At 61.4% G+C, this 25,227-nt stretch carries 15 protein-coding genes; 12 read left to right on the top strand and 3 right to left on the bottom strand.

Features of this window, described 5'->3' with window-relative positions; translation table 11 throughout:
* Nucleotides 1-44 precede the first annotated feature (44 nt).
* The 12 genes from AC07S6_RS14440 (at nt 45) to ureC (ending at nt 11,772) form a co-directional block, all read left to right on the top strand.
* Nucleotides 45-1,406: a PepSY-associated TM helix domain-containing protein gene (locus AC07S6_RS14440; RefSeq protein ID WP_495112517.1), complete on the top strand. Its 1,362-nt coding sequence runs from the start codon at nt 45-47 to the stop codon at nt 1,404-1,406.
* Nucleotides 1,407-1,600: 194 nt separating this feature from the next.
* A complete protein-coding gene (urtA, locus tag AC07S6_RS14435; protein WP_003188149.1) occupies nt 1,601-2,866 on the top strand; it encodes an urea ABC transporter substrate-binding protein in 1,266 nt (421 codons plus the stop codon).
* Nucleotides 2,867-3,030: 164 nt separating this feature from the next.
* Nucleotides 3,031-4,533 carry an urea ABC transporter permease subunit UrtB gene (gene urtB, locus AC07S6_RS14430; protein WP_060764605.1) on the top strand — a complete coding sequence of 501 codons (1,503 nt, stop codon included), beginning with the start codon at nt 3,031-3,033 and terminating at the stop codon, nt 4,531-4,533.
* The gene (urtC, locus tag AC07S6_RS14425; RefSeq protein WP_072434902.1) at nt 4,533-5,600 is read left to right on the top strand and encodes an urea ABC transporter permease subunit UrtC; all 1,068 of its coding nucleotides are present in this window, start codon (nt 4,533-4,535) and stop codon (nt 5,598-5,600) included. The genes urtB and urtC overlap by 1 nt, the downstream gene beginning before the upstream one ends.
* The gene (gene urtD / locus AC07S6_RS14420; RefSeq protein WP_014716710.1) at nt 5,597-6,430 is read left to right on the top strand and encodes an urea ABC transporter ATP-binding protein UrtD; all 834 of its coding nucleotides are present in this window, start codon (nt 5,597-5,599) and stop codon (nt 6,428-6,430) included. The genes urtC and urtD overlap by 4 nt, the downstream gene beginning before the upstream one ends.
* 147 nt (nt 6,431-6,577) lie before the next feature.
* Nucleotides 6,578-7,276, top strand: a complete 699-nt coding sequence (gene urtE / locus AC07S6_RS14415; protein WP_495112516.1) for an urea ABC transporter ATP-binding subunit UrtE — start codon at nt 6,578-6,580, stop codon at nt 7,274-7,276.
* A 30-nt stretch (nt 7,277-7,306) separates the two neighbouring features.
* Nucleotides 7,307-8,146 carry an urease accessory protein UreD gene (locus AC07S6_RS14410; RefSeq protein ID WP_495112515.1) on the top strand — a complete coding sequence of 280 codons (840 nt, stop codon included), beginning with the start codon at nt 7,307-7,309 and terminating at the stop codon, nt 8,144-8,146.
* A gap of 92 nt (nt 8,147-8,238) precedes the next feature.
* Nucleotides 8,239-8,541, top strand: a complete 303-nt coding sequence (ureA, locus tag AC07S6_RS14405; protein WP_003171437.1) for an urease subunit gamma — start codon at nt 8,239-8,241, stop codon at nt 8,539-8,541.
* Nucleotides 8,542-8,550: 9 nt separating this feature from the next.
* On the top strand, nt 8,551-9,063 hold the full coding sequence (locus AC07S6_RS14400) for a GNAT family N-acetyltransferase (RefSeq protein WP_019818288.1): 513 nt from the start codon (nt 8,551-8,553) through the stop codon (nt 9,061-9,063).
* Nucleotides 9,064-9,068: 5 nt separating this feature from the next.
* Nucleotides 9,069-9,602 carry a GNAT family N-acetyltransferase gene (locus AC07S6_RS14395; RefSeq protein ID WP_020301611.1) on the top strand — a complete coding sequence of 178 codons (534 nt, stop codon included), beginning with the start codon at nt 9,069-9,071 and terminating at the stop codon, nt 9,600-9,602.
* Complete coding sequence (locus AC07S6_RS14390; RefSeq protein WP_003188134.1) at nt 9,599-9,904, top strand: urease subunit beta; 306 nt, start codon at nt 9,599-9,601, stop codon at nt 9,902-9,904. Before AC07S6_RS14395 ends, AC07S6_RS14390 begins: the two co-directional genes overlap by 4 nt.
* 167 nt (nt 9,905-10,071) lie before the next feature.
* Complete coding sequence (ureC, locus tag AC07S6_RS14385; RefSeq protein WP_073845642.1) at nt 10,072-11,772, top strand: urease subunit alpha; 1,701 nt, start codon at nt 10,072-10,074, stop codon at nt 11,770-11,772.
* Here ureC and AC07S6_RS14380 read toward each other — a convergent pair.
* The 3 genes from AC07S6_RS14380 to AC07S6_RS14370 all read right to left on the bottom strand — a co-directional run bounded on the left by AC07S6_RS14380 (nt 11,769) and on the right by AC07S6_RS14370 (nt 25,127).
* On the bottom strand, nt 11,769-16,940 hold the full coding sequence (locus tag AC07S6_RS14380) for a dermonecrotic toxin domain-containing protein (protein ID WP_495112514.1): 5,172 nt from the start codon (nt 16,938-16,940) through the stop codon (nt 11,769-11,771). The two genes, ureC and AC07S6_RS14380, sit on opposite strands and share 4 nt — an antisense overlap.
* Before the next feature lie 83 nt (nt 16,941-17,023).
* Entirely contained in the window at nt 17,024-17,962 is a 939-nt protein-coding gene (locus tag AC07S6_RS14375; RefSeq protein WP_014716703.1) for a DnaJ C-terminal domain-containing protein, read from the bottom strand.
* 229 nt (nt 17,963-18,191) lie between these two features.
* On the bottom strand, nt 18,192-25,127 hold the full coding sequence (locus AC07S6_RS14370; protein WP_495112513.1) for a dermonecrotic toxin domain-containing protein: 6,936 nt from the start codon (nt 25,125-25,127) through the stop codon (nt 18,192-18,194).
* Nucleotides 25,128-25,227 lie beyond the last annotated feature (100 nt).

Below are 25,227 nucleotides of genomic sequence, written 5' to 3'. Positions count from 1 at the left end.
TGTAACAGACCAAGAAAAATCAAAAGCCTTATGCGGAGCACCCGATGACCACACAAAAAACTTCCTTCTACAACCTGGCCTGGCGCTGGCACTTTTACGCCGGCCTCTTCGTCGCCCCCTTCATGGTGCTGCTGGCCCTCACCGGCATCATCTACCTGTTCAAACCCCAGCTCGACCCGCTGATGTACGGCCATCTGCTCACCGTGCCCGCCGCCGAACACGCGCTGAGCGCCGACGAGCAACTGCAGCGCGTCCAGGCCGCCTACCCCCACGCCGCGATCAGCAAATACCTGCCCCCTGCCGACGCCACTCGCAGCGCGCAGTTCGTGATGCGCAACGATGCCCACGAAGTGACGGTGTTCATCGACCCCTATCGCGGCACCGTCCTCGGTGAGCAGGACGCAAACAACAACCTGCAAGCCATCGTCCGCGCCCTGCACGGCGAACTGATGATCGGCACCGTCGGCGATCGCCTGATCGAACTCGCCGCTGGCTGGGGCGTGATGCTGGTGGTGTCCGGCCTGTACCTGTGGTGGCCGCGGGGCAAGTCCTCGGGCGGCGTGTTATGGCCGCGCATCGGCAGCCGTGGCCGCTTGTTCTGGCGTGACCTGCACGCTGTCGCCGGCTTCTGGGGCGCAGCGTTCCTGCTGGTGATGTTGCTCAGCGGCATGACCTGGACCGGCTTCTGGGGCAAGCAATACGCCGACCTGTGGAACACCTTCCCAGCCGCGATGTGGAACAGCGTGCCGCAGTCCGACCAGCAGGCCCGTGTGCTCAACACGGCCACCCAGCAAACCGTGCCCTGGGCCCTGGAAAACACGCCGATGCCAATGTCCGGCGACCACGCCGAGCATATGAATCACGGCGCAATGCACGCAGGCCCGGCCGCACCCACGGTGCGCCTGCAACAGGTGGTCGACCTGGCCAACACACGCAAGGTCGAGCCCGGCTACAGCATTACCTTCCCCACCACCGCCTCCGGTGTATTCACCGTCGCGGTGTTCGCCGACGACCCGCGCAACGACGCCACCCTGCACGTGGACCAGTACACCGGCAAGGTCCTGGCCGATGTACGCTGGGATCATTACAACCTGGTCGCACGCGCCACCGAGACCGGCGTGATGCTGCACGAAGGCAAGATGTTCGGCTGGGTCAACCAACTGATCGTGCTGGTGATCTGCCTGATGATTCTGCTCAGTGCGGTCAGCGGCGTGGTGATCTGGTGGAAGCGCCGGCCCCAGGGTGGACTGGGTGTACCGCCGCTGCGCCACGACCTGCCCAAGTGGAAAACCGCGATGGCGATCATGCTCGGGCTGGCGATCATTTTCCCGTTGGTAGGGGCTTCGTTGGTCCTGGTGTGGGCGCTGGATCGCTTGCTGCTGTCACGCATTAGCGCAAACGCCTGAAGCATTGTCGCCCAACGCCCTCTTTTGAAGCCTGCCGTGCACCCAACGGCCTCCGTGGCGCCAACCTGGTGCGCCACGGAGCGGCTTTACCTCCCGAACCCGCCGGTAAACCCGTGTCTGGCGTAGCAGGCACAGCCCTTGCAAAGCCCTGTGTATCTGCCCCACAACAATTATCGGTACACGGAGATCGCACCATGAAGCGTCGCAGCTTGATCAAGGCTTTCACTTTGTCGGCATCCATTGCCGCCATGGGTTTGACCTGGACCGTCCAGGCCGCCGAGACCATCAAGGTCGGCATCCTGCACTCGTTGTCCGGGACCATGGCGATCTCCGAAACCTCGCTCAAAGACATGGCGCTGATGACCATCGACGAGATCAACGCCAAAGGCGGGGTGAACGGCAAGATGCTCGAACCGGTGGTGGTAGACCCAGCGTCCAACTGGCCGCTGTTCGCCGAGAAAGGCCGCCAACTGCTGACCCAGGACAAGGTCGCCGTGGTGTTCGGCTGCTGGACCTCAGTGTCGCGTAAATCGGTGTTGCCGGTGTTTGAAGAACTCAACGGTTTGCTGTTCTACCCGGTGCAGTACGAAGGTGAAGAGATGTCGCCCAACGTGTTCTATACCGGTGCGGCGCCGAACCAGCAGGCGATCCCGGCGGTGGAATACCTGATGAGCGAAGAAGGCGGCAGCGCCAAGCGTTTCTTCCTGCTCGGCACCGACTATGTGTACCCGCGCACCACCAACAAGATCCTGCGCTCGTTCCTGCATTCCAAAGGCGTGGCGGATAAAGACATCGAAGAGGTCTACACCCCGTTCGGCCACGCCGATTACCAGACCATCGTCGCCAACATCAAGAAGTTCTCCGCCGGTGGCAAGACGGCTGTGGTCTCCACCGTCAATGGCGACTCCAACGTGCCGTTCTACAAAGAACTGGCCAACCAAGGCTTGAAAGCCACCGAGGTACCGGTGGTGGCGTTCTCGGTGGGTGAAGAAGAACTGCGTGGCATCGACACCAAGCCGTTGGTGGGCAACCTCGCGGCCTGGAACTACTTCCAGTCGGTGGAAAACCCGGTGAACCAGAAGTTCGTGGCCGACTGGAAAGCCTACGCCAAGAAACACAACCTGCCGGGCGCCGACAAAGCCGTGACCAACGACCCGATGGAAGCCACCTATGTGGGCATCCATATGTGGGCGCAGGCGGCGGAAAAAGCCAAGTCCACCGACGTCGACAAAGTGCGTGAAGCCCTGGGCGGCCAGACCTTCGCCGCGCCGTCGGGCTTCACCCTGACCATGGACAAGACCAACCACCACCTGCACAAGCCGGTGATGATCGGTGAGATCCAGGCCGACGGGCAGTTCTCGGTGGTGTGGCAGACCGAAGCGCCGATTCGTGCGCAGCCATGGAGCCCTTACATTCCGGGCAATGACAAAAAGCCGGACTATGCCGTGAAGAGCAACTAACGCCCCCACAGCTCGAATGTGGGACATGGTCACTGTGGGAGCTGGCTTGCCTGCGATGCAAACAACTCGGTGTGCCTGACACACCGCAGCGATGCCATCGCAGGCAAGCCAGCCCCCACACAGCCTGCTCCCACACTGTCCCCGCATGATCAGGACATTTTGCTATGCCCACTGCCCTCCACCGCCTCATCCTCGCCGTGCTGCTGGTGCTGCCCTTTGGCGCACACGCCAGCGACGCCGAAGACTTCCTTGCCGCCAACCCGGTGCAGCAAGCCAAACTCCTGCAGGACTGGGCCGCCCACCCCGACCCAACGCGTATCGAGTTGGTGGATGCCCTTGAGCAAGGCCAACTCACGCTCAACGGTGAAACCAAGACCGTGCGCCTGAATAACCGCCTGCGCGGTTTGATCAATAACGTGCAAGCCAGCCAGCAACTGCTCGCCGCCGACCCCAAGGTGCGCCTGGACGCAGCGCGCACCCTGCAAAAAAGCGCGGTGCCTGCACAACTTAAATTCCTCGACCAGCAGGTCGCCGCCGAAACGGATGAGCAGGTGCACAGCGCCCTGAGCCTGGCCCTGGCCAACCTGCAATTGGTCGACCCCGACCCGGTAGTGCGCCTGGCGGCCGTGCGCTTGCTCGGCAGCACCGGCGACCCGCTGGCCCGCACGCGCCTTGAAGCGCTGCTGGCGCCAGGCGTGGAAGCCGACGCCGCCGTGCACACCGCCGCTGAAACCAGCCTGGCCCAGGTCAAACGCAAACTGATGATGGGTGAGATCCTCGGCCAGGCGTTCAGCGGCATGTCCCTGGGCTCGATCCTGCTGCTGGCGGCCCTGGGCCTGGCGATCACCTTCGGCCTGCTCGGCGTGATCAACATGGCCCACGGCGAGATGCTGATGCTCGGCGCCTACTCCACCTATGTGGTGCAGTTGATGATGCAGCGCTATGTGCCCCAGGCCATCGAGTTCTACCCGTTGATCGCGTTGCCGGTGGCGTTTTTTGTCACCGCGGCCATCGGCATGGCGCTGGAACGCACAGTCATCCGTCACTTGTATGGCCGCCCACTGGAAACCCTGCTCGCCACCTGGGGCATCAGCCTGATGCTGATCCAGCTGGTGCGCCTGGTGTTCGGTGCGCAGAACGTCGAAGTGTCGAACCCGGCCTGGCTGTCTGGCGGCATCCAGGTACTGCCCAATCTGGTGCTGCCGTACAACCGCATCGTGATCATCGCCTTTGCGCTGTTCGTGGTGGTGCTCACTTGGCTGCTGCTGAACAAGACGCGCCTGGGTCTGAACGTGCGCGCCGTCACCCAGAACCGCAACATGGCCGCCTGCTGCGGCGTGCCCACCGGGCGCGTGGACATGCTCGCCTTTGGCCTCGGCTCCGGTATCGCAGGTTTGGGCGGCGTGGCGCTGAGCCAGATCGGCAACGTCGGCCCGGACCTGGGCCAGAGCTACATCATCGACTCGTTCCTGGTGGTGGTGCTCGGCGGCGTCGGCCAGTTGGCCGGCAGTGTCATGGCCGCCTTTGGCTTAGGAATAGCCAACAAAATCCTCGAACCCCAGATCGGCGCCGTGCTCGGCAAGATCCTGATCCTCGCGCTGATCATTCTGTTTATCCAGAAACGCCCGCAAGGACTCTTCGCACTGAAAGGACGGGTGATCGACTGATGAACCAGCCATTGATGCTTACGGCCACGCAAAAGGCCGGCCCCAAAGTCACGATTGCAGTCGGTGCAGTCATCCTGCTCCTGCTGCTGGCCTTGCCCCTGTGTTCACTCTTGTCTGCCGACAACCCGCTGCATGTGTCGGCCTACACCTTGACCCTGGTGGGCAAAATTCTCTGTTACGCCATCGTCGCCCTCGCGCTGGACCTGGTGTGGGGTTACGCCGGGATGTTGTCCCTGGGCCACGGTTTGTTCTTCGCCCTGGGCGGCTACGCCATGGGCATGTACTTGATGCGCCAGGCGGCAGGCAGCGAGTTGCCGGCGTTCATGACCTTTTTGTCCTGGACCGAATTGCCCTGGTACTGGGCCGGCACCGACCACTTCCTCTGGGCGTTGTGCCTGGTGGTACTGGCCCCCGGTGTGCTGGCATTGGTGTTCGGTTTCTTCGCCTTCCGCTCGCGGATCAAGGGCGTGTATTTCTCGATCATGACCCAGGCCCTGACGTTCGCGGGGATGCTGTTGTTCTTTCGCAACGAGACCGGGTTCGGTGGCAACAACGGCTTTACCAATTTCCGCAGCATCCTCGGCTTTGGCATCACTGAACCGGGCACGCGGGCGGTGTTGTTTATCGCCACGGTGCTGTTGCTGGTGGCGAGCCTCTACATCGGCTGGCGCCTGGCGAAGAGCAAGTTCGGGCGTGTGCTCACCGCCCTGCGCGATGCCGAGAACCGCCTGATGTTCTGCGGTTACGACCCACGCGGTTTCAAGCTGTTCGTGTGGGTGTTGAGCGCAGTGTTGTGCGGCCTTGCCGGTGCGCTGTATGTGCCGCAGGTGGGCATCATCAACCCCAGTGAAATGTCACCGACCAACTCCATCGAAGCCGCTGTGTGGGTAGCGCTGGGCGGGCGTGGCACGTTGATCGGGCCGTTGCTCGGCGCTGGTGTGGTCAATGGCATGAAGAGCTGGTTTACCGTGGCCTTCCCCGAGTACTGGCTGTTCTTCCTGGGCGCGCTGTTCATCATCGTCACCCTGTACCTGCCCAAGGGCGTTATCGGCCTGCTGAAGAAATGAGGAACGTCATGCTTGAACCTATTTTCGACGCAGGCAGCGGCCGCGATGCGATTGGCATCGGCCAGGTCGCGGGCAAAGGGCTCAACACCCGCCACGGCACCATTCTGACCCTGGAAGATATCAGCGTCAGCTTCGACGGTTTCAAGGCCCTCAACGACCTGAACCTGTACATCGGCGTTGGCGAATTGCGCTGCATCATCGGCCCCAACGGCGCGGGCAAGACCACGCTGATGGACGTGATCACCGGCAAGACCCGACCCAGCCACGGCAAGGCCTGGTTTGGCGAAACCCTGGACCTGACGCGCATGAGCGAAGTGCAAATCGCCCAGGCCGGCATCGGGCGCAAATTCCAGAAGCCCACGGTGTTCGAAGCCCTCAGCGTGTTCGAAAACCTGGAGCTGGCGCAGAAGACCGACAAGTCGGTGTGGGCCAGCCTGCGTGCGCGCCTGAACGGTGAGCAGAAGGACCGCATCGAGGAAGTGCTCGACACCATCCGCCTCACCGCCTCGGTGCATCGCCCCGCCGGCTTGCTGTCCCACGGCCAGAAGCAGTTCCTGGAAATCGGTATGTTGCTGATGCAAGACCCGCAACTGTTGCTGCTCGATGAACCAGTGGCGGGCATGACCGACGCCGAGACCGAGTTCACCGCCGAACTGTTCAAGCGCCTGGCCGGCAAGCACTCGTTGATGGTGGTGGAACACGACATGGGGTTTGTCGGCTCGATTGCCGACCATGTGACTGTGTTGCACCAGGGCAGCGTGCTGGCCGAAGGGTCGCTGGAACAGGTGCAGGAAAATGAGCGGGTGATCGAGGTTTACCTCGGCCGCTAACGCTGACACGAACGGCTGATCGTTCCCACGCTCCGCGTGGGAATGCCAAGTTGGACGCTCCGCGTCCCGCTGAGCAACGGTGACGCAGAGCGTCACGGTATGCATTCCCACGCAGAGCGTGGGAACGATCATTGAGGAGAATCGAACATGCTGCAAGTCGACAAGCTGCACCAGTATTACGGCGGTAGCCACATTCTGCGCGGGCTGTCCTTCGACGTGAAGGTCGGCGAAGTCACCTGCCTGCTCGGGCGTAACGGCGTGGGCAAGACCACCCTGCTCAAGTGCGTGATGGGTCTGCTGCCAGCCAAGGAAGGCGCGGTGAACTGGGAAGGCAAGGCCATCACCGGCTTCAAGCCGCACCAGCGCGTACATGCCGGCATCGCCTACGTGCCCCAGGGCCGGGAGATATTCGGGCGGCTGACCGTAGAAGAAAACCTGCTGATGGGACTATCGCGTTTCCCCGGTTCCGAAGCCAAAGAGGTGCCAGCCTTCATCTACGAACTGTTCCCGGTATTGCTGCAAATGAAGCACCGCCGCGGCGGCGATTTATCCGGGGGCCAACAACAACAGTTGGCGATTGGCCGCGCCCTGGCGAGCCGCCCGCGCCTGTTGATTCTCGATGAGCCCACCGAAGGCATCCAGCCGTCGGTCATCAAGGAAATCGGCGCGGTGATCAAGAAGCTCGCGGAGCGCGGCGACATGGCGATCCTGTTGGTGGAGCAGTTCTATGACTTTGCCGCTGAACTGGCTGACCAGTACCTGGTGATGTCCCGTGGCGAAATCGTGCAGCAGGGCCGTGGTGAAAATATGGAAAGCGAGGGTGTGCGTGGGCTGGTAACCATCTAATCTGTAGCCTCCTAACGATAAGCACACGCCATGAACCTGCCCATTACCCCTGCCCTGTTCACGCCCAGCTGGCACGCCGAGCTGGAACTCGGCTACGCGCGTGTCAAAGACACCACACGCCCGGTATTGCGCCGCCACCTTGGCCCGCTGCGGGTGCAAAAACACCTGTACGCCGAAGGCCCCGAGGTGTGCCAGCACATCATCGTGCACCCACCCGGCGGGATTGCCGGTGGCGATCGCCTGGACATCAGCGCCCATGTGGGCACGGGTGCCTGGGCACAACTGACCAGCCCCGGCGCCGCCAAGTGGTACCGCGCCAGCGGCCCGGCGTTTCAACACGTCAAGTTGACCGTCGAGGCCGGCGCGACGCTGGAATGGCTGCCCCAGGAAACCATCGTATTCAGCGCCGCCCAGGCCGAACTGACCACGCGAGTGGAGCTGTCGGGCGATGCGCGGTTGTTCTATTGGGATGTGGTCGCTCTGGGCCGCCCGGCCAGTGGCGAACGGTTCGACCTTGGCCACTTTCAATCGCACCTGGACATTCGCCGCGACGGCCAGTTGCTCTGGCATGAGCGCCAGCGCATTGTGGGCGCCGATGGGTTGCTGGATTCGCCTATCGGGCTGGATGGGCAGCCGGTGTTTGCCACATTGTTGGTGACCGGTGAGATCGAACCTGAATTATTGGAACAATGCCGCTCACTGCCCCACGCGGTGCGCGGTGACCTGACCCAACTGCCCGGTTTGCTGGTGGCGCGGTGCCTGGCCAGTGAAGCGCTGCTGGCGCGGGGGTGGTTGATTGATTTATGGCGGCTTTTGCGACCGGCCGTACTCGGCAGGGAAGCGATATCACCAAGAATCTGGAGCACATGAAGATCAAACTGTGGAGCCAGCTCCCACATAAATCAGCTTCACATGGGATCTTCTATGTATTTAAGAATGAATTTTATGAAGGACCCTGAACCATGGACCTGACCCCTCGGGAAAAAGACAAACTGCTGATCTTCACCGCAGGCCTGGTCGCCGAACGGCGCCTGGCACGCGGAGTGAAGCTCAACTACCCGGAGACCATCGCCTATATCTCCGCCGCCCTGATGGAAGGCGCCCGCGATGGCCGCACGGTGGCCGACCTGATGCACTACGGCACCACCCTGCTCAGCCGCGAACAGGTTATGGAAGGCATCCCGGAAATGATCCCGGATATCCAGGTGGAAGCCACGTTCCCCGACGGCACCAAGCTGGTCACCGTCCACCAGCCCATTGCCTGAGGCGCAGCCATGATTCGTGATGCAACCGAACACGACCTGCCGGCAATCCGCGCCATTTACAACGACGCGGTGTTGAACACCACGGCGATCTGGAACGAGCAACCGGTGGACCTGGCCAACCGCCAGGCCTGGTTCAGTGCGCGCCAGGCGCAGCAATACCCGATCCTGGTAGCGGTGGACAACGACGAAGTCACCGGCTACGCCTCATTCGGCGACTGGCGCCCCTTCGAAGGCTTCCGCTACAGCGTCGAACACTCGGTATACGTGCGCAATGACCAGCGTGGCAAAGGCCTCGGCCCACACCTGATGCAGGCCCTGATCGAGCGCGCCCGCAGCTGCGGCAAGCACGTCATGGTCGCCGCCATCGAAAGCGGCAACCTGGCCTCGATCCGCCTGCATGAGCGCCTGGGCTTCGTGACTACCGGGCAAATGCCGCAAGTGGGCATCAAGTTCGGCCGCTGGCTGGACCTGACCTTTATGCAACTGACCTTGAACCCGGGCGCACAACCGCCCAAGGAGTGACATCGATGAGCGCTGCACAACTGCGTCGAGTCAATGCGGAAAGTTTTGCCCACTACCGCCGGGGCTTGATCGAGCTGTTGCTGGACGCGGTGCAGCACGGCGCGTCGGTGGGCTTCATGGCCGACTTCGATGAGGCCCAGGCCCGGGACTACCTGAGCGGCGTGCAAGCCGGTGTCGAGGACACCAGCCTGCTGCTGTGGGTGGTGGTGCGCGACGAGCAGGTGATCGCCAGCGTGCAATTGGCGTTGTGCCAGAAAGCCAACGGTCTGAACCGCGCCGAGGTGCAAAAGTTGCTGGTGCACAGCAGCGCCCGTCGCCATGGTCTGGGCCAGCAATTGATGAATACCCTGGAACTCGCCGCGCGCCAGCACAAGCGTGGCCTGCTGTACCTGGACACCGAGGCCGGCTCCGGCGCCGAAGCCTTTTACCAGTCGCTGCGCTACACCAAAATCGGTGAGCTGCCCGACTATTGCCAAAGCCCGGACGGGCGCTACAGCCCGACCGCCATCTACTTCAAGACCCTGGGGCAACCTGCATGATTCCTGGTGAATATCAGATCCAGCCTGGCGAGATCGAACTGAATGTCGGCCGCCGCACCCTCACCCTCGGCGTGGCCAACAGCGGCGACCGGCCGATCCAGGTGGGCTCGCATTACCACTTTTTCGAGACCAATGACGCGCTGGAATTCGACCGAGCGGCCAGCCGTGGCATGCGCCTGAATATTCCGGCGGGCACGGCGGTGCGGTTTGAGCCGGGGCAGCGTCGGGAGGTGGAGTTGGTGGATTTGGGTGGTGGGCGGCGGGTATTTGGGTTTGCAGGGCGAGTCATGGGCGACCTTTAGAGCCTCATCGCAGGCAAGCCAGCTCCCACGTTGAAATGCATAGAGCGTTCCCACGCTCCGCGTGGGAACGCCGCCAGGGACGCTCTGCGTCCGCTCTTTACGTCGTGACGCAAAGCGTCACAGGATGCATTCCCACGCAGAGCGTGGGAACGATCGAGGACACACCCATGAAGATATCTAGACAAGCCTACGCCGACATGTACGGCCCCACCGTCGGTGACAAGGTGCGCCTGGCCGACACCGAACTGTTCGTCGAAGTGGAACAGGACTTCACCGTCTACGGCGAAGAGGTCAAATTCGGCGGCGGCAAGGTGATCCGTGACGGCCAGGGCCAGAGCCAATTGCTCGCCCATGAAGTGGTCGACACGCTGATCACCAACGCGCTGATCATCGACCACTGGGGCATCGTCAAGGCTGACGTGGGCCTCAAGAACGGCCGCATCCACGCTATCGGCAAGGCTGGCAACCCGGACATTCAGCCCGGTGTGACCATGGCCATCGGCGCCAGCACCGAAGTGATCGCCGGGGAAGGCATGATCCTCACGGCGGGCGGCATCGACTCCCATGTGCACTTCATCTGCCCGCAGCAGATCGAAGAGGCCCTGACCAGCGGCGTCACCACCATGATCGGCGGCGGCACGGGGCCGGCTACCGGCACCAACGCCACCACCTGCACCTCCGGCCCGTGGCACCTTGCGCGGATGCTGCAGGCCAGCGATTCGTTCCCGATGAACATTGGCTTTACCGGCAAGGGCAACGCCAGTTTGCCCGAGCCGCTGATCGAGCAGGTCAAGGCCGGTGCGATCGGCTTGAAGCTGCACGAAGACTGGGGCACCACGCCGGCGAGCATCGACAACTGCCTGAGCGTCGCCGATGCCTACGACGTGCAGGTGGCCATCCACAGTGACACCCTCAATGAGTCGGGCTTTGTCGAAACCACCCTCGCCGCGCTCAAGGGCCGCACCATCCACACGTACCACACCGAAGGTGCCGGTGGCGGCCATGCACCGGACATCATCAAGGCCTGCGGTTTCCCCAATGTGCTGCCCAGCTCCACCAACCCGACGCGGCCGTTCACGCGTAACACCATCGACGAACACCTGGACATGTTGATGGTGTGTCACCACCTGGACCCGAGCATTGCCGAAGACGTGGCCTTCGCCGAAAGCCGCATCCGCCGCGAAACCATCGCCGCCGAAGACATCCTGCACGACCTCGGCGCGTTCTCGATGATCAGCTCCGACAGCCAGGCCATGGGCCGTGTCGGCGAAGTGATCACGCGCACCTGGCAGACCGCCGACAAGATGAAAAAACAGCGTGGCCCGCTGCCCGGCGACGGCCCCGGCAACGACAATTTCCGCGCCAAGCGCTACATCGCCAAATACACCATCAACCCGGCGATCACCCACGGTATCAGCCATATCGTCGGCTCCATCGAAGTCGGCAAATGGGCCGACCTGGTGCTGTGGCGGCCGGCTTTTTTCGGCATCAAGCCCACGCTGATCCTCAAGGGCGGCGCCATTGCTTCGAGCCTGATGGGCGACGCCAACGCCTCGATCCCGACGCCGCAGCCGGTGCATTACCGCCCCATGTTCGCCAGCTTCGGCAGCTCCCTGCACGCCACCAGCCTGACGTTTATCAGCCAGGCCGCGCAGGCGGCCGGACTGCCCGAGGCCCTGGGCCTGAAGAAGCAGATCGCGGTGGTCAAGGGTTGCCGCGATGTGCAGAAAACCGACCTGATCCACAACGATTACCTGCCGGATATCGAGGTTGACCCGCAAACCTATCAGGTCAAGGCTGACGGTCAGTTGCTGTGGTGCGAACCGGCCGAGGTGTTGCCGATGGCCCAGCGGTACTTCCTGTTCTAGAGAATGGCGCTGATCGCTTGATCGGTCAGTGTCTGGTTCAAGGTGATCAGCTCGGCATTGATGCGGCCAAAGGTGTCATCGTAGTCTTGCTGGGGCATCAGTTGCCCCGGTTCACTTTCCGAAGCCGATCGGCCCAGGCGCCGGGCCGTCTGGCTGATGGTTTGACGCAGGGCCTGCCTCGCTCTCTCGGGGAGGTGGGCAGCGGCGGCCCATTGTGCCTGCGCGGCCTCATAGTCGATCAGGGCGTCGAATTTTTCGGCAATCAGCGCGTAATCAGTTTGATGCGCACGCTGCAGGAAGTCAGTCCACATCGGCTGCTCCAGCAGATTGTCACGCAACTGCGCGCCCTGATCCTGCAGCTGTACGCGCTGGAATGCCGCCTCCACCATCGGCGCCGTGACATAGTCCTCGCGGAACATCATGCTTCTGGATTGCCAGGGCAAGTCCAGCCGGGTGGCCAGCGGCACCGTATACGCCAGATAGATTTCGACTTCGTCGATATCGGCGATCACATTACCGGCGCCATCGTAATGCTCAATGCGCAGGCCCTGGGCATCATACTCGGGAAACCTGGCGCCCTGCTCCTGCAACTCGGCGACGCGAGCATGGGCAATACGCCCCAGCTCATCAAGGCGCCATTTCCTCCTGGCCAGGTTGAACACGGCCCTGCGCACGGCGTCGACATCCTCGCTGAAGTAGGCTGACCAATGCAGCACGGCAACGCCCATCGAATTGAACAACTGCGCCCCGGCGTCCACGCAGGCCGCTGGGTCCCGGGCCATCAGGAACAAGTGTTCGCGTAATTCGGCGTCTTCGCCCATCGCCTCAAGCATGCGCCAGACTTTGGCGGTCAATTCCGGCAACCATACGCCGCCCCTGCCTGTCGAGTCCCCGGAGTGCCTGACGGCACGAAGAAGATTGAAAAAGCCCTCAGAGCCAAACGAGCCTTCAAGCATGTCCCATAACACTTGCCTGGAGGGCCATTCCTGCGCCGAATAACCGGTTTTCCACTGCTCGCTGTCGAGCGCCCCCCTTTTCGGCAATTGGCGATCCGGATCGCGGCCAGCGGCCTCGATGTACCGCTTGAATTGAGCAAGCAGCTCAGGCGTCAGCTCTTCACGGGTGAGGAAGGTTTTCGCCACAATCAGTGCCTTATCCGAGCCCGGCGCGAACTCGGGAATCCGCGCTATTGGGTTCTGCCGCATATCCAGAATGAAATTTTCCGGCCTGGGCACACGGAACACACTGGCAGGCCACTCCTCCAGGCTTGTGTCATTGAGCAGCAAGGTCTGTAAGCGCGGCATGCGCCCGACATCGGGTGGCAAGCCGAGTGGGTTCATGTCCAAAAACAACTCCTTGAGACGCACCCGATCTTTCAAGCGCAGGACGTCTTCAGGCGTCAGGACAATATCGTTGCCGCCCAAATGCAACCGCTGCAAATGCGGCATCTGTTCGATGGCTGACGGCACGCTTGTCAGTTGAGCAGCCTCGATCCCTAATCGACGCAGACCGCGAAAGTTGGCGAGCAGTGGCTGCACATCCGCATCCGTCAACTGCGTGCCTTCGGTTCCCACAATGCCCAAGTAGCTGACATGGTCGAAGTTTGCAGTCAGTGCGGGCAAGGTTCTGAGCTGCTGCGCCAGGTCGTCTTCCAACCATTCGATTTTCTGCCCCAAAAGGCGCCCATTTCGATCGTAGTGCCGTGGGCCGACCTTTCTCCAGGCGTCATCCAGCGCCGTATAAATCTTGCGCCTGGCCCTCAGCACCTGGCGTTGCTGGTCACCGAACGCCTCCATGCCCCGGGGCGGTGTGCTCAACCAGTTGTGCAAGGCGGCCTGCAGGGTCTTGTACTCTTGCTCCAACGCACGCAGCCAGCTCAGATCCAGCGCGCCGCGCTCGTTGATCAGGGCGAGCATTTCGTCCCGGGTGATTTGCGGGTACAGGCTGCGGACCCGCTCGCGCGTGATTTTTTCCCACTCAGTGCCACCCCGCCCGCTCAATGGATAGCCGCGACGCTCACCCGGCAACACGCTGGGCGGTCGAAAAAAAGGCAGTTTTTCCGGCGACATGCCCAAGGCTTTGCGCAACGGTACTCGGCCTATTGCATGCTGCTTGATCAACCCCTTCAATTGCTCACCCTGGCCGACGTGGGGCACGCCAATCGCGTTGCGATGGGCATCGGTCAACGCATGCTGCAAAGCACCATAGAAACCATTGAGCCCATGCAGGTGCTGGCCGCGCTCATCGAAGGCTTGGTAACGCCCATCCTCCATGCGTGCCAACACCTTGCGACTACTCGCCTCCAGGGGGCCGAAGCTGGCGCGCACTGGGCCTTCAAACCGGCCTTCGCGAACTTCCAGGCGCAAATTGTCCGACCAGCCGGGCAGTGCCGGCAGTGTGTGGAGGGCCAGGGTTTCGGTGTCTGGACCGGCCAACGCGTCGAGGTACAAGCCTTCATACGCGAGGGTCAGGCGCATTTGCTGCTGCGCCCGGCGCGCCTTTTCAGCGAGCCGCAGGGGAATGCGCTTGGCGCGGTTCATCGTGTCGCGCTCGCTCGGCGTCGCGTCCGCCAGCACTTCGCGCGCCAAAATCGTCGGCACGCCACTGAAGTCGCGCTGGATCAGCATAATCGCGGTGTCGGAGGGTGGCTGCTGCTCGACGTAGATACTCTTCATCAACCGCTCGCGCACCTCGATGGCCCTTTGTTCGAGTTTCAATCTCAGGGCCTCGGTTCTCGCCTCGGGTGTGCGGGCGGTGTAACTGCCCACCAGAGCATCTCGCTGAGGTTCGCTGAGCGCTTCGATAATGCGTATGGGCAACTGGCCGCTCATCAAATCGGCGCGGTGGACCTGCACGGTGTCCGCCGCCGCGGCCTGCTGATTACCGTATTTGATCGACGGTCCGCTCAACTCGGTGCCGGCAAATGCCTCGATCGCCTTGCTCGCTGGCCATCCCCGCAACTCCACCGCCAGGGATGCGGCATAGCTGCACAGTGCGCTGCTGAGCGAGCCCTGGCGAATGCCCTCGGCGACGTTCACCGCATCGCGATACGCCCTGAACTGGCGCAGGGTGTCGAGCAGGATCGCCGGTACCGGCTCGCCTTCCACATGCACGCGGCGCAGCACGTCCTCACTCACAGCCGCCACGCTGCGCGCCTGCTCCAACTCGGCATCGCTGAAGCCCTCCGTCACCGGGCCCAATCGCCGCATCAACGTGGCGCCTTCCCAGGTGTGCGGGCGTTCCACTTCATGGTTCCAGAGGCCAGTGCCGTTGCTCTTCAATATCGGTTGATAGGCCTCGGCACGTGTGGGGTGCAGGATGCGATATTGCTCGGTCAGCGGGTCTTGTTGCACGGCATAGCGTTTGCCCTCCAACGGCAGCACGGTCTGGCCGTTGTGCCGGTGCAGGCCTTGCTCATCCGCCGCCACTGAAGGGAGGGACGCGGTGTGCTCATAGGCCGACAAGTCGGGTTTCCAGAGCCGAGTCTTGCCACTGGGCAGGGTAACGGCCTTGAGCTGCTCGATAAACGGCGACACGGTGAAGTGCACCACGGCTGCCTGTACCGCCAGCGCCGCCAGGTTTTCCACCACGTCGGTGATGTGCGCCCAGCCCGCTTCGCGGTCGCCTTCGCTCAGCTCGATAACACCGTCGATGACTTCGTAAAGTAATTGCCCGGCCATCGCCACAGCCATCACCACACCCAGCGGCGGCACCGCCATGGCCACCAGGTTCAGGCCGAACAGGCCGATACTCAGGTAATGCGCAGCGCGCAGTGAACGCGAGGCCTCATCGACATCGGCGGTGCTCACCGCACGATGCCGGGCGTTCTCGAACAGCCGCGTACGCAGGCTGCCCAGGCGATAGGTCCACAGGTCTGCAACTTGCCATAGGTCCGTCAGGGTGTGGGCGCGAATGTTGAATTCAGGGGCAGTGGCATGCACGCGCACGTAGGGCTGGGGTTCGCCCAGTGCCGAAGGCGTGGCAAAGGACGGAGAAGTCAGCAAGCGCCCCCACTCCGATCGCAAGGCCTGTGCACCAAACGGCTGGGGAGGTGCGTCCAGCACCAGTTCGGTCAGTCGTTTGTAGTAGTAGGCGCGGTCTTTGTCGGCAACGAACCGGGCAAAAAAATGCTGGTTCGGCGTAGCCTTCCAGCCTTGGGAGCGGTCAGCTTGCTGGGTGGTTTTCGCGCTCAGGCGCTCGGTCAAATCATTGCGAAAGTCATTGAAGCTTTCATAACGCTTGATGGGATGGTCGGGGTCATCGGGAATATAGACGATGACCCAGCAGGTGTAGCCAGGCTTGGCGCAAGTGTCGATGACCAGGCAATCGTGCACATGCAGGTTCATCAGGCTCAGGCTGCGATACCCGATGGGCTTACCGTCGCTGAGAATATGTTTTTCCCCGGCCGCCACCCGCATCAGCAGCGCGTGGTCGCTGTCGCCAATGTCGCCTTTGAGCAACGCCAGGTACGCCGCCGCCTTGAAGGCGGCTTTCTGATGCCGGACGTAACGTTCGCGCAGTTCGGCTTGGGATTTGGCGTCGTCAGGTTTCAACTGTGCCTTGAGGTGAGCCTGGTACTGCTTGCCCAGGTCCAGGTCTCGGCACAGCTGGGTGAACGCATGAATCTTCAGGGTCGTGGTGTGGCGCTCGAAATGATCGCGCACGTCCGGTTGGGTAATGAAACCTGAGGCGCTGTTGAAATAGCCCTCTCGAGTCTCCCGTTGCTCAAAGTTGCCGAGGGCAGCGTGCAGCAGGGAGAACGTTTTGACCCTGAAGCCACCGGTCTTCACGCCAAAGGCATCTTCGACCGGTACATACAGGCGCAACCAGGTTTGATTGACGTCCAGCTCGTGGCCGATAGCCTTTAGCTCGGCTTCCAGCAAGGGTTGGGCAAACGCTTGCTCCGAGCGTATGTGACTGAAAGTTTTCTCCAGTTCGTTGAGCGACTCGCAACGGGCGTCCAGCAGCACTTTGAGCTGATCTTTGCGTGCCTGGGAAGCGGCGTCATACCAGCGGGGAATAGCCGGCGGCGTGTCCTTGAGGGCCTTGCGACGGGAGGGCGAACTGTTGACCAGGCAAGTGGGGATCGCCTGCTTGATCAGTTCGTAATGCTGGCCCTGCTCACCAGGAGGCGGGGTGGCGGGGTCGGTGACTTGAAGGTCCGGCATGGGATGACAACCTTTTCTTGGAAGAGGTTGTCATCCTAGGCACGCCGTTTTTGCGGCTGGCGCTAACTAAATCAATGACCCGTTCAGAACTGCTCGCGCGGATTGAACGCAGCCTTTTGCGCCAGGGCCTCCCACAATGCCTTGACCTCATCATCCGCCGCCTTGGGCATGACGGCCTTGAGCTGGATGAACAGATAGCCGCGTTGCCCGGCCTTGTTCAGCAAACCATGGCCCTTGGCACGCATACGCTGGCCGTTCTGGCTACCGGCAGGCACCTTGAGGTTGATCTTGCCGGTGAGGGTCGGCACGGCCACTTCCGTGCCCAGCGCCAACTCCCACGGCGCCAGCGGTAGGTTGATGATCAGGTTTTCACCGTCCACCTCGAACTTGGCGTGTGGTGCAAACTTGATGATCAGGTACAAGTCGCCATTGGCCCCGCCACCAATGCCAGGCGCACCCTGGGCCTTGAGGCGGATGCGCTCGCCATCGGCCACACCGGCCGGGATCTTCACGTTCAGGCTCTTGACGGTATTGCTGACGTGCCGGCCGGAGGCATCGTACTGGGGCACCTGGAAGCTGATCTGCTTGGACTCGGTCGACAGGGTTTCTTCCAGCGACACCGTCAACTGCATCTCCACATCCTGGCCCTTGCGCCCGGCAGGACGGCGCTGGCCGCCACCGAAGGCATCACCGCGCGAGCCGAAGATCGAACTGAAGAAGTCCGAGAAATCGCCCGCATCCTGGCCACCGCCAAAGCCGCCACGGCTCTGCCAGCCAGGCGGGCCCTGGAACGGCTGACCATGCTGGCCGTATTTACGCAGCTCGTCGTACTCGGCGCGCTTGTCGGCGCTTTTCAGCGCTTCATAGGCTTCGGACGCGTCCTTGAACTTGGCTTCGGCATCCTTTTCCTTGCTCACGTCCGGGTGATATTTACGCGCCAGCTTGCGATAAGCCGACTTGATCTCCTTGTCGTCAGCCGTTGGCTCGACACCGAGAATCTTGTAGTAGTCTTTGAAATCCATGGGGGCATCACCATCCGTTATCGATATCGCGCAGCCCGCCACACGGCACGCCATGGCTGGCAGCCTGGGAATTGATGTCAGGGCGCGTCTAAGTTAAGCGGCGATACACGGCATCAATGCAAACGCGGTGTACCGCCTGGATATGCCCACAAGATTGGGGCAAAACATGGACTTTCAAGATAGGACGCGTCTATTTACGACGACAGACGCGTTACCCGCAACGCAAGAATCAGGCAAATCGGCCTCTTATCATGTCTTCGGTGTACTGGTAGTCCAAACGCAACTCGGTGCCAGCGGCGATATCTTCGGTAGCGAAAATGGCATTGAGTAAAAATGGCTTGCGCTTGATCTGCGCGTCAGGCCCCACGCCCAGCCACATGTCGGCCTCGACGTCGAAAGCCACGGTCTCAACGTTGTAGCCTCCCAACGCCTGGCGCAGGGGTGTGCCGTTGGCGTCGTACTCAAAGTGGGTGTTGATTCGCGACAGGATGTTGTCCCCCGATATGTGAATCGGTTCTTCCACCAGCGTGTTCCCGTGGGCAACCATCTGGCTGCCCACCTTCATGGTATAGGTCTGTTCGCCAGGCCCGAAGATACCGAACGGCAGCACGGTACCGCCGTACACACCGACGATTTCGCCTTTGGCGATTCGGCGGTTGGCCACCACCATCGACTGGCCGATCAACGCTTTCTCGCCCGGCACTTTCACGTCTTGTTCGGTGAACGTGCGCAGTTGCAGTTGCGCTTCATAGCGCGCGCCGACCTGTTCATATCCCTCGAACTGGATGTAAGGCTTGATCTGCGCCGAGGTGTAGTGGGCGCCCGAGTCCTGGATCACCTGCTTCTCCAGAGACCTGATTCGAATAGGCCGTCCCTGATAATCCCTCAGCGGATACTTGCCGTTGTTGGCACGGATGTAGCTGCCGGCCGGATTGGGATTGGCCGTGAAATGGATTTCACGGCGCATATAGCTGAGTTCGCCCGCCGTGTATGGCCGCACCGGCATGGACTCCGAGGCCTCCACAAACTCATCGTCCGAACCTTGCGGCGCCATCCCGCCCACCAGACCCCGACGCTTCCATACCCCGCTGACATCAGGCTTGGCAATTACGCCGCTGCTGGTCAACAGCAACGGATTGTCCACCGCCTGTACCCACAGCACGTAGTGCTCACCGTCGCCCGCATCGGGCATGCTCGCGACAAAATATTGCTTGCCATTGAATTCAATGGCTTGCGCCTGGGAAAGTTGCAGGTTCACGGAGGTGCTTTCCCCCAGCGCTTCGAGAGTTGCCGTGGGTACCAGCGCCTGCGCCACTTCATCGCGGGTCAAGGTTTCAATCAACTGCGCTTCTTCAATCGCAAACTGTGCCTGCAACTCCTCGGCCTTGGCATCGTAGGCTGCGCGCGATAATGTCCCAGCCTCGAAATCACGCCGCAACGTATCCATTTTTTCGTGGTGGGGCTCGTTCTGTACTTCAAACCGTGCGCGGTATTTGTTCGCCACATAATCTTTCCAGAAGTCCCTTGAAAGCACGGCTTGAAACTCCTGTGCGGAGTTATCCAGGCTGATGACTCGCTGATAGGCATCATTAAGCATCTCCAAGGAGACATTACCCAGACGAGCGAACCGTGGCTGTTGCGGCTGGCCCGGCAACTCAAGGCGATCCTTCAGGCCATGACGATACGCCAGCCGAATCTCCACCTCTTCCAAGCGGCTGAACTCCACCTCGCGCTGAGCGGGGGTCAAGTCGTCGCGCTTGCGGATCGCAGTTCTACGCCGGTCGATATCTTGCAGTGCGATCTTCTCCAGCTCCTCCAGGCGCAACAGCCCCCTGGACAGTTTCAGCAGCGCCGCTCCCTGGGACGCGTCCAGTGCGAGGGTCCTGGCGTTGTGGGTCATCAGCAGGATCTCAAGGTTGCTGAAGGTCAGGGCCGCACGATCACAACAGGCCGCCCGGCCCGCCCATTCAAACATTTCCTTGCGCAACTGCTCGGACTCGGAGCTGTTTTGCGTGATGCCATCGATCACGTCCCACACGCGCCGCTGCAAGTCTGCATGGCCTGCTGGTGCGACTTCCAGGTCACGCAGCACTTCGAAGAAACCTTGCGCACCGGGCAGGGCCTGCAGGGCGGCCCATTGAAGTCTGCGCTGCGCAACCTGTTGCGTGGAGAACCCGATGGACCAGCGCCGGAACGGAGCATCAGTGGCAGCCAACACCACAGGACGATCAGCCACCCGCATGACGCTGGCGACCAGCCTGTTAGTGGCTCGTTCTCCCGCACTTAGCCGGTTGCCGTAAGCGACTATGCGTTGTCGCGTCTCGACCGACAACGGGTTCAAATCCAGATCGGTCACACGGGTGACGCGCAGGGTCTGTGCCAGTTGCTCGTCCGGCGGGGCTATCAGCGAATCGGGCAATGTGGAAATATTGTTACCTCTGAGGTACACCGCATCCAGGCTTGGTTGGCCACCCAAGCCCGTCGGCCAGCTATCAATGCCGGTTGCCCCCATGCCCAATGAACGCAGATCCGACATTTGACTGAAATCCGGCGTGATACCCAGTGGGTTTGAATTGAGCAGCAACGCCCTGAGCGTGGTGCGTGACGACAGCGTCGCTGCAGAATCGGGGGTCAGGCGTATCCGGTTGTTTTGCAGGGACAGCCGGGTCAAGTCCTGCATCTGCCCCAGCGCCGGTGGCAATTCGCGCAACCGGTTACTCGACAGGTCCAGCCAGCGCACGCCTCGAAAGCCAGAGAGAAACCCCTCAGGCGACGTATTGAGGTTCATGTTGCTCAATTTGAGTGAACCGACATGGCTGAAATCCGCATCCAGATCAGGCAGGCTCGGCAGGTTCAGGCCACTGAGGTCCAGCTCCAGACCGAAGGGGTCACCCGCGTGGGTGAGTTGCTGCGGGGTTTCCCTGCGCCAGCAACTCAAGATACGTTGCTGGGCCGTTGCGCGATCACTCAGTGCCGCCACCTCGGTGGAACGTTGCCCAACCCGCACATAGCGCTGGCGCTCACCGCCGCCGGAGAACCGCCAGCCCTCCAACTGACGCAGCAGCGTGTCAAATGCTTGCTCACGCGACGCCAGCTCTGCCTCGGCGGCCTCGCCCAACGCCCAAATCATCCCCCTGGAAAACTGCACGCTGTTGTTCGGGTATATTTTCTGCATGACCCGAAGCCTTGGATTTCCGCTATCAAAGGCGTCATCAAGGGCGCCTCGCAGGAGGCGCGGATGGTTTTGCGTCAGGTTCTTCCAATACTGGTCGAACTTCTGCCAATAGTCGGCCGCAAAGGGGTTGCCATGCACAATGGTGACGTTATTCGTGCGCACGACCGCTTCGAGCTGATCCGCCGGCGGCGTCAAGTGTTGCGCAGGGACCTCCTGCAGTCGGTTATTCGACAGGTCGACACGCTTCAATCCGGTCAGGCTGGTTAATCCAGAAGGCCACTGGTCAATCTGCGTACCGCGCAAGTTCAACTCCGTGAGGTTTGGCATACCGCTGAAGTCGGGCAATGTACCTAACGGGTTATGCATCAGGTCCAGGTTTTCAAGCGCGCTGAGCCGGCTTAACAAGTGCGCACTGTGCGGTGTCAATCGAAGCCCGCTGAAGGTGATGTTCAACGAGGTCAGATTTTTCATTTCCCCGATCACAGGCGGAAATTCGGCAACGTCGCCATTGAAGATCTTCAAACTCTCCAGATGCCTGAAGTTGTCGAAAAACTTGCCCGCGTTGCTCGACCAACTGATGTCGGACAGCTCAAGGTGTTGCACATGACTGAAATCTGCACTCACTGGCGGCAAATCAAACCGTTCCCCCCTGCCGTAATGCAGCTTCAGTGACGACCCGGTTTCCCGCCGCCAGCAACGCACGACTTGATTGACCAGCTCTGTCTGAACGCTGTAGGCATTCATGGCTTGCGGCCCTTGGGCGCGCCACCATACCTTCAAGGTTTTTTTCAGTGCCCGAAACTCTTCCTCCCGCCGCGCTAGTCCCCCAGTCACGTCATCACCCAGGGATTGGATAAACGCGGTGATTTGCTCCTCGTTGAAGCTGGGAAACAACTGCCGTACGCGCCCTCTGTCCGTGCGCAACGCGTTGCCAATTTTCCTGAACAGACGAAACCCCGGCCCGCCACCCAACAGACGAACCATCGGGTCATAGTCCGGTTTGCGCAGTGGGTTGGCCTCCAGCACCGTAAGCAGCTCCGTGCGTGGTAAAGGGCTGCGCTGAATCGCCTGCTTGAGCTCAGCGGCGCTGCCCAGGCCCAGGCGCTGACGCTCGTCGAGCGCCAGTTGCTCCCAGATGGCACTGTAGAAATCGCCGGGCATGGAAGCCTGGAATTCGCCGCTCTCGAGCAGCACCAAGGTTCGCTTGTGCGGAAAATCGGGTGAGCCGATGGCATCGAGCACCGTGCCCTCTGGGGAATACTGGCGTAACTCCAGCCGCGAACCTCGGTGCCATCCTGGCAACGTTTCCAGGGTGCGCAAGGCCAAGCGGTGACTGTCGAGCCCGGTCTGAGTGTCAAGGTGCAGGCCCTCGTAGGCACGCGCCACACGGGTTTGCTGGGCACACCATTTCGCCTGCTCGGCCAATCGCTCAGGCAGACGACCGCTGCTGCGCAAGGCCTCCAGTTCGTTTGCCGCAGCCCCTTGCAACAGCCGCTCGGCCGCCAGGGTCGGCAAGGCCGGGAATGCGTCCAGCACACGTTGTACATCCGCATCGGGCGCAGGGTTCAGCGCTCGGTAGCGTTCTTCCAGCAACGGACCCTTGAGGCTCTGCACGGCATCGCCGAGGTACTGGCGCAGTTGGCCGCAGCGAACGTCCAGGGATTGATCGGGGCTACCCGGGAACTCCTTGAGCTGCGGGTCGACCCCCTGCAAGGTGTACAGCAACTCCCTGAGCAAGCGGCCCTGAGCCACGGTGCTTTCGGTCAGCACTATCACACGCTTGCGCACTGAAGTCGGCGCATCGGCGGTTTCCCACAGCACGTCGCCGGTGGGGCCAATGACTTTGAGCGGTACGTTATCGGGCAGCAAACCGCGGCGCTGGAGCATGTCAAATTGCAGCACAGGATCGGCTTTCTGATACACCAGCGGGTCGCTGCTTTTGATTTGTTCGACAAAGGTGCTGAGTTGCCGGTGCAGTTCGAGGCGCTTGATGGTGTCGTCCAGCAAGAGCGGCAGCGGCTCATGATCGACCATGGTCTGGCGCAACGCATCGGTCTCGACGCCGCTGATACGCAGCGGTTCGGACTGTCCGGCGATGCCCAGGCGCTTGTGCAGCGTGGGCTCGTCCCATGTCAGCGGTTGCTCCAGTTCATGGCTCCAGACCCCGTTATGGTTGTGCTCCAGTTCCGGCGCATAGGCATTGGGACGGCTCGGATGCTGGATGCGGTATTGACCTGTGTGTGGGTCTTGCTTGACCTGATAATGGGAGTCGTCGAACGGCACCAACTGTTGGCCTTCGTGCTCGTACAGGCCCAACGCATCGGGCTTGGCCTCGGGCGCGGGTTTGAGTGGCGATGCATAGGGCGCAAGATCAGGGTTCCACAGCACCTGCTTGCCTGTTGGCAGCGTCACCGGTTTGAGATGATCCACCGCACTCTGCCATTTGACGGCAGGCAACACCTTGGAACCGGCGGCGATGAAGGCAACGTTCAGCGCCACGGAAGCGAAATGCGCCCACATCTGGCGCGGCTCGCCCTGTTCGTAGGCCTCAATGCCCTCGAACACTTCGTAGCACATTTGCGAAGCACCCACCGCGAGCATGATCGGCCCGAGCCCCGGCACTACAAAAGCGGCCAGGTTGAACACGCTGACAGCCGCGTCGAAAAAGCGCTCCAAACGTTCGAGCCGAGCCTTGCGGTCTTCATCTTCAGTGGGCACGGCCACGGCACGTGCATCACTCAAAATCTTGCTGATATGTGCTTGGCGACTGCGCTGCCACAGGTCACCGGCAACGACCCAGTCTTGCATCGGCAACCGCGCCAACGGTGTGCGCAGCGGATAGTCTGCCCCGCCATTTCCGTTGTTGGCAGGCTGGTACAACCGATTGAACCGGGCGAAAAAACCGCCTTGGTCGCGCACCGGCACAAAGCGGCTGAAAAAGCGTCGATACGATGCGCTATGCAGGCGTGTGCGCAAGTCAGCCATGAACTCGCTACTTGACGCATATTCCTTGACGGGCTGCTGGGGGTCTCCGGGGATGTACACCACCAGCGGCTCGGAGCGGCTCGTATTCTGACGATCGGGCCCGATCAACAGCGGCCCTACCAGCACGCTATCGAATACCTTAAGTGCGGCATAAGTTACCGGTTTCCCACCAAGCCTGGGGATATCAGAACCGGTCACCACCTGCTTGAGCATTCGATAGGCATCGGCACTCAGCGCTCCGTTCAACTGCAGTCTGGCGATCTCGATGCACACTGCTAGCTGCTGGCGCTGGTGCTCCTCGAGTAGCTGCTGCAGTGCCTGGCGCTCGCTGGCGTCTGCAGGTTCAACCACCGCCTTGATATGCGCCTGGTACAGCGCGCCCAGGTCCAGTGTGCGGCAGAGCTTGGCGAACGCGTGGGGGGCGATTGCTACAGCTTGGGCATTGACCGCCGCGAAGGTCGCAATGATGTTGGGGTTTTGCGGGTTGAAGGTGGTGATCAGTTGGCAATCGGTGCATGCGCTGGGCTGTTCTTCATCGGCCTCGAAATTGGCCAGGGCGGCTTCCAGCAATGAAATGCCGCGGTATGTGTAGGTCAGCGATGAGTCATTTTGTTGTTCGAAAACAAAGGCACCGTAGAAGTCATCGCGAGCGCCTTTGGAGCCATACTTGCGCACGAAGAACACATTGCGTACATCCAGCTCCAGATTGAACTCGTTTTTGATCGCATCTTTCAGCGGTTGCTCGGCGAATGTCAGGACGTCTTCAATCTGGCCCAGGTGCGCCTCAATCGAATTAAGCGTTTCACGAAAGCGTGAATGCTGCGCCGCCAGGGTGGTTTTGTCCGTGTGGGTGGCGGCCAGGTACCAGGCAGGAATATCCATCTCGTGCTTGCCCAGTTCTTCCTGGCGTTGCGGCGTACCTTCCTTGAACCAGTTCGGCACACGTTGTTTGAGAAAGTCGTAATGCACGCCGCGCAGGTCGGCATTGAAGGTTGCATCAGGCATAGCAGTTCGTCCGTGAGGGCAGTAAAACCGCAGCCTAACCAAGCCCCCGCCGGTTCAAGACGTAGCTATGTAGCGCGATTACGCACTGATTTACGGATCA

The organism is Pseudomonas sp. GW821-FHT07B01 (assembly GCF_059419065.1).
Note: the sequence above shows the minus strand (reverse complement) of the source record. Positions and strands in the feature narration are given on the sequence as shown.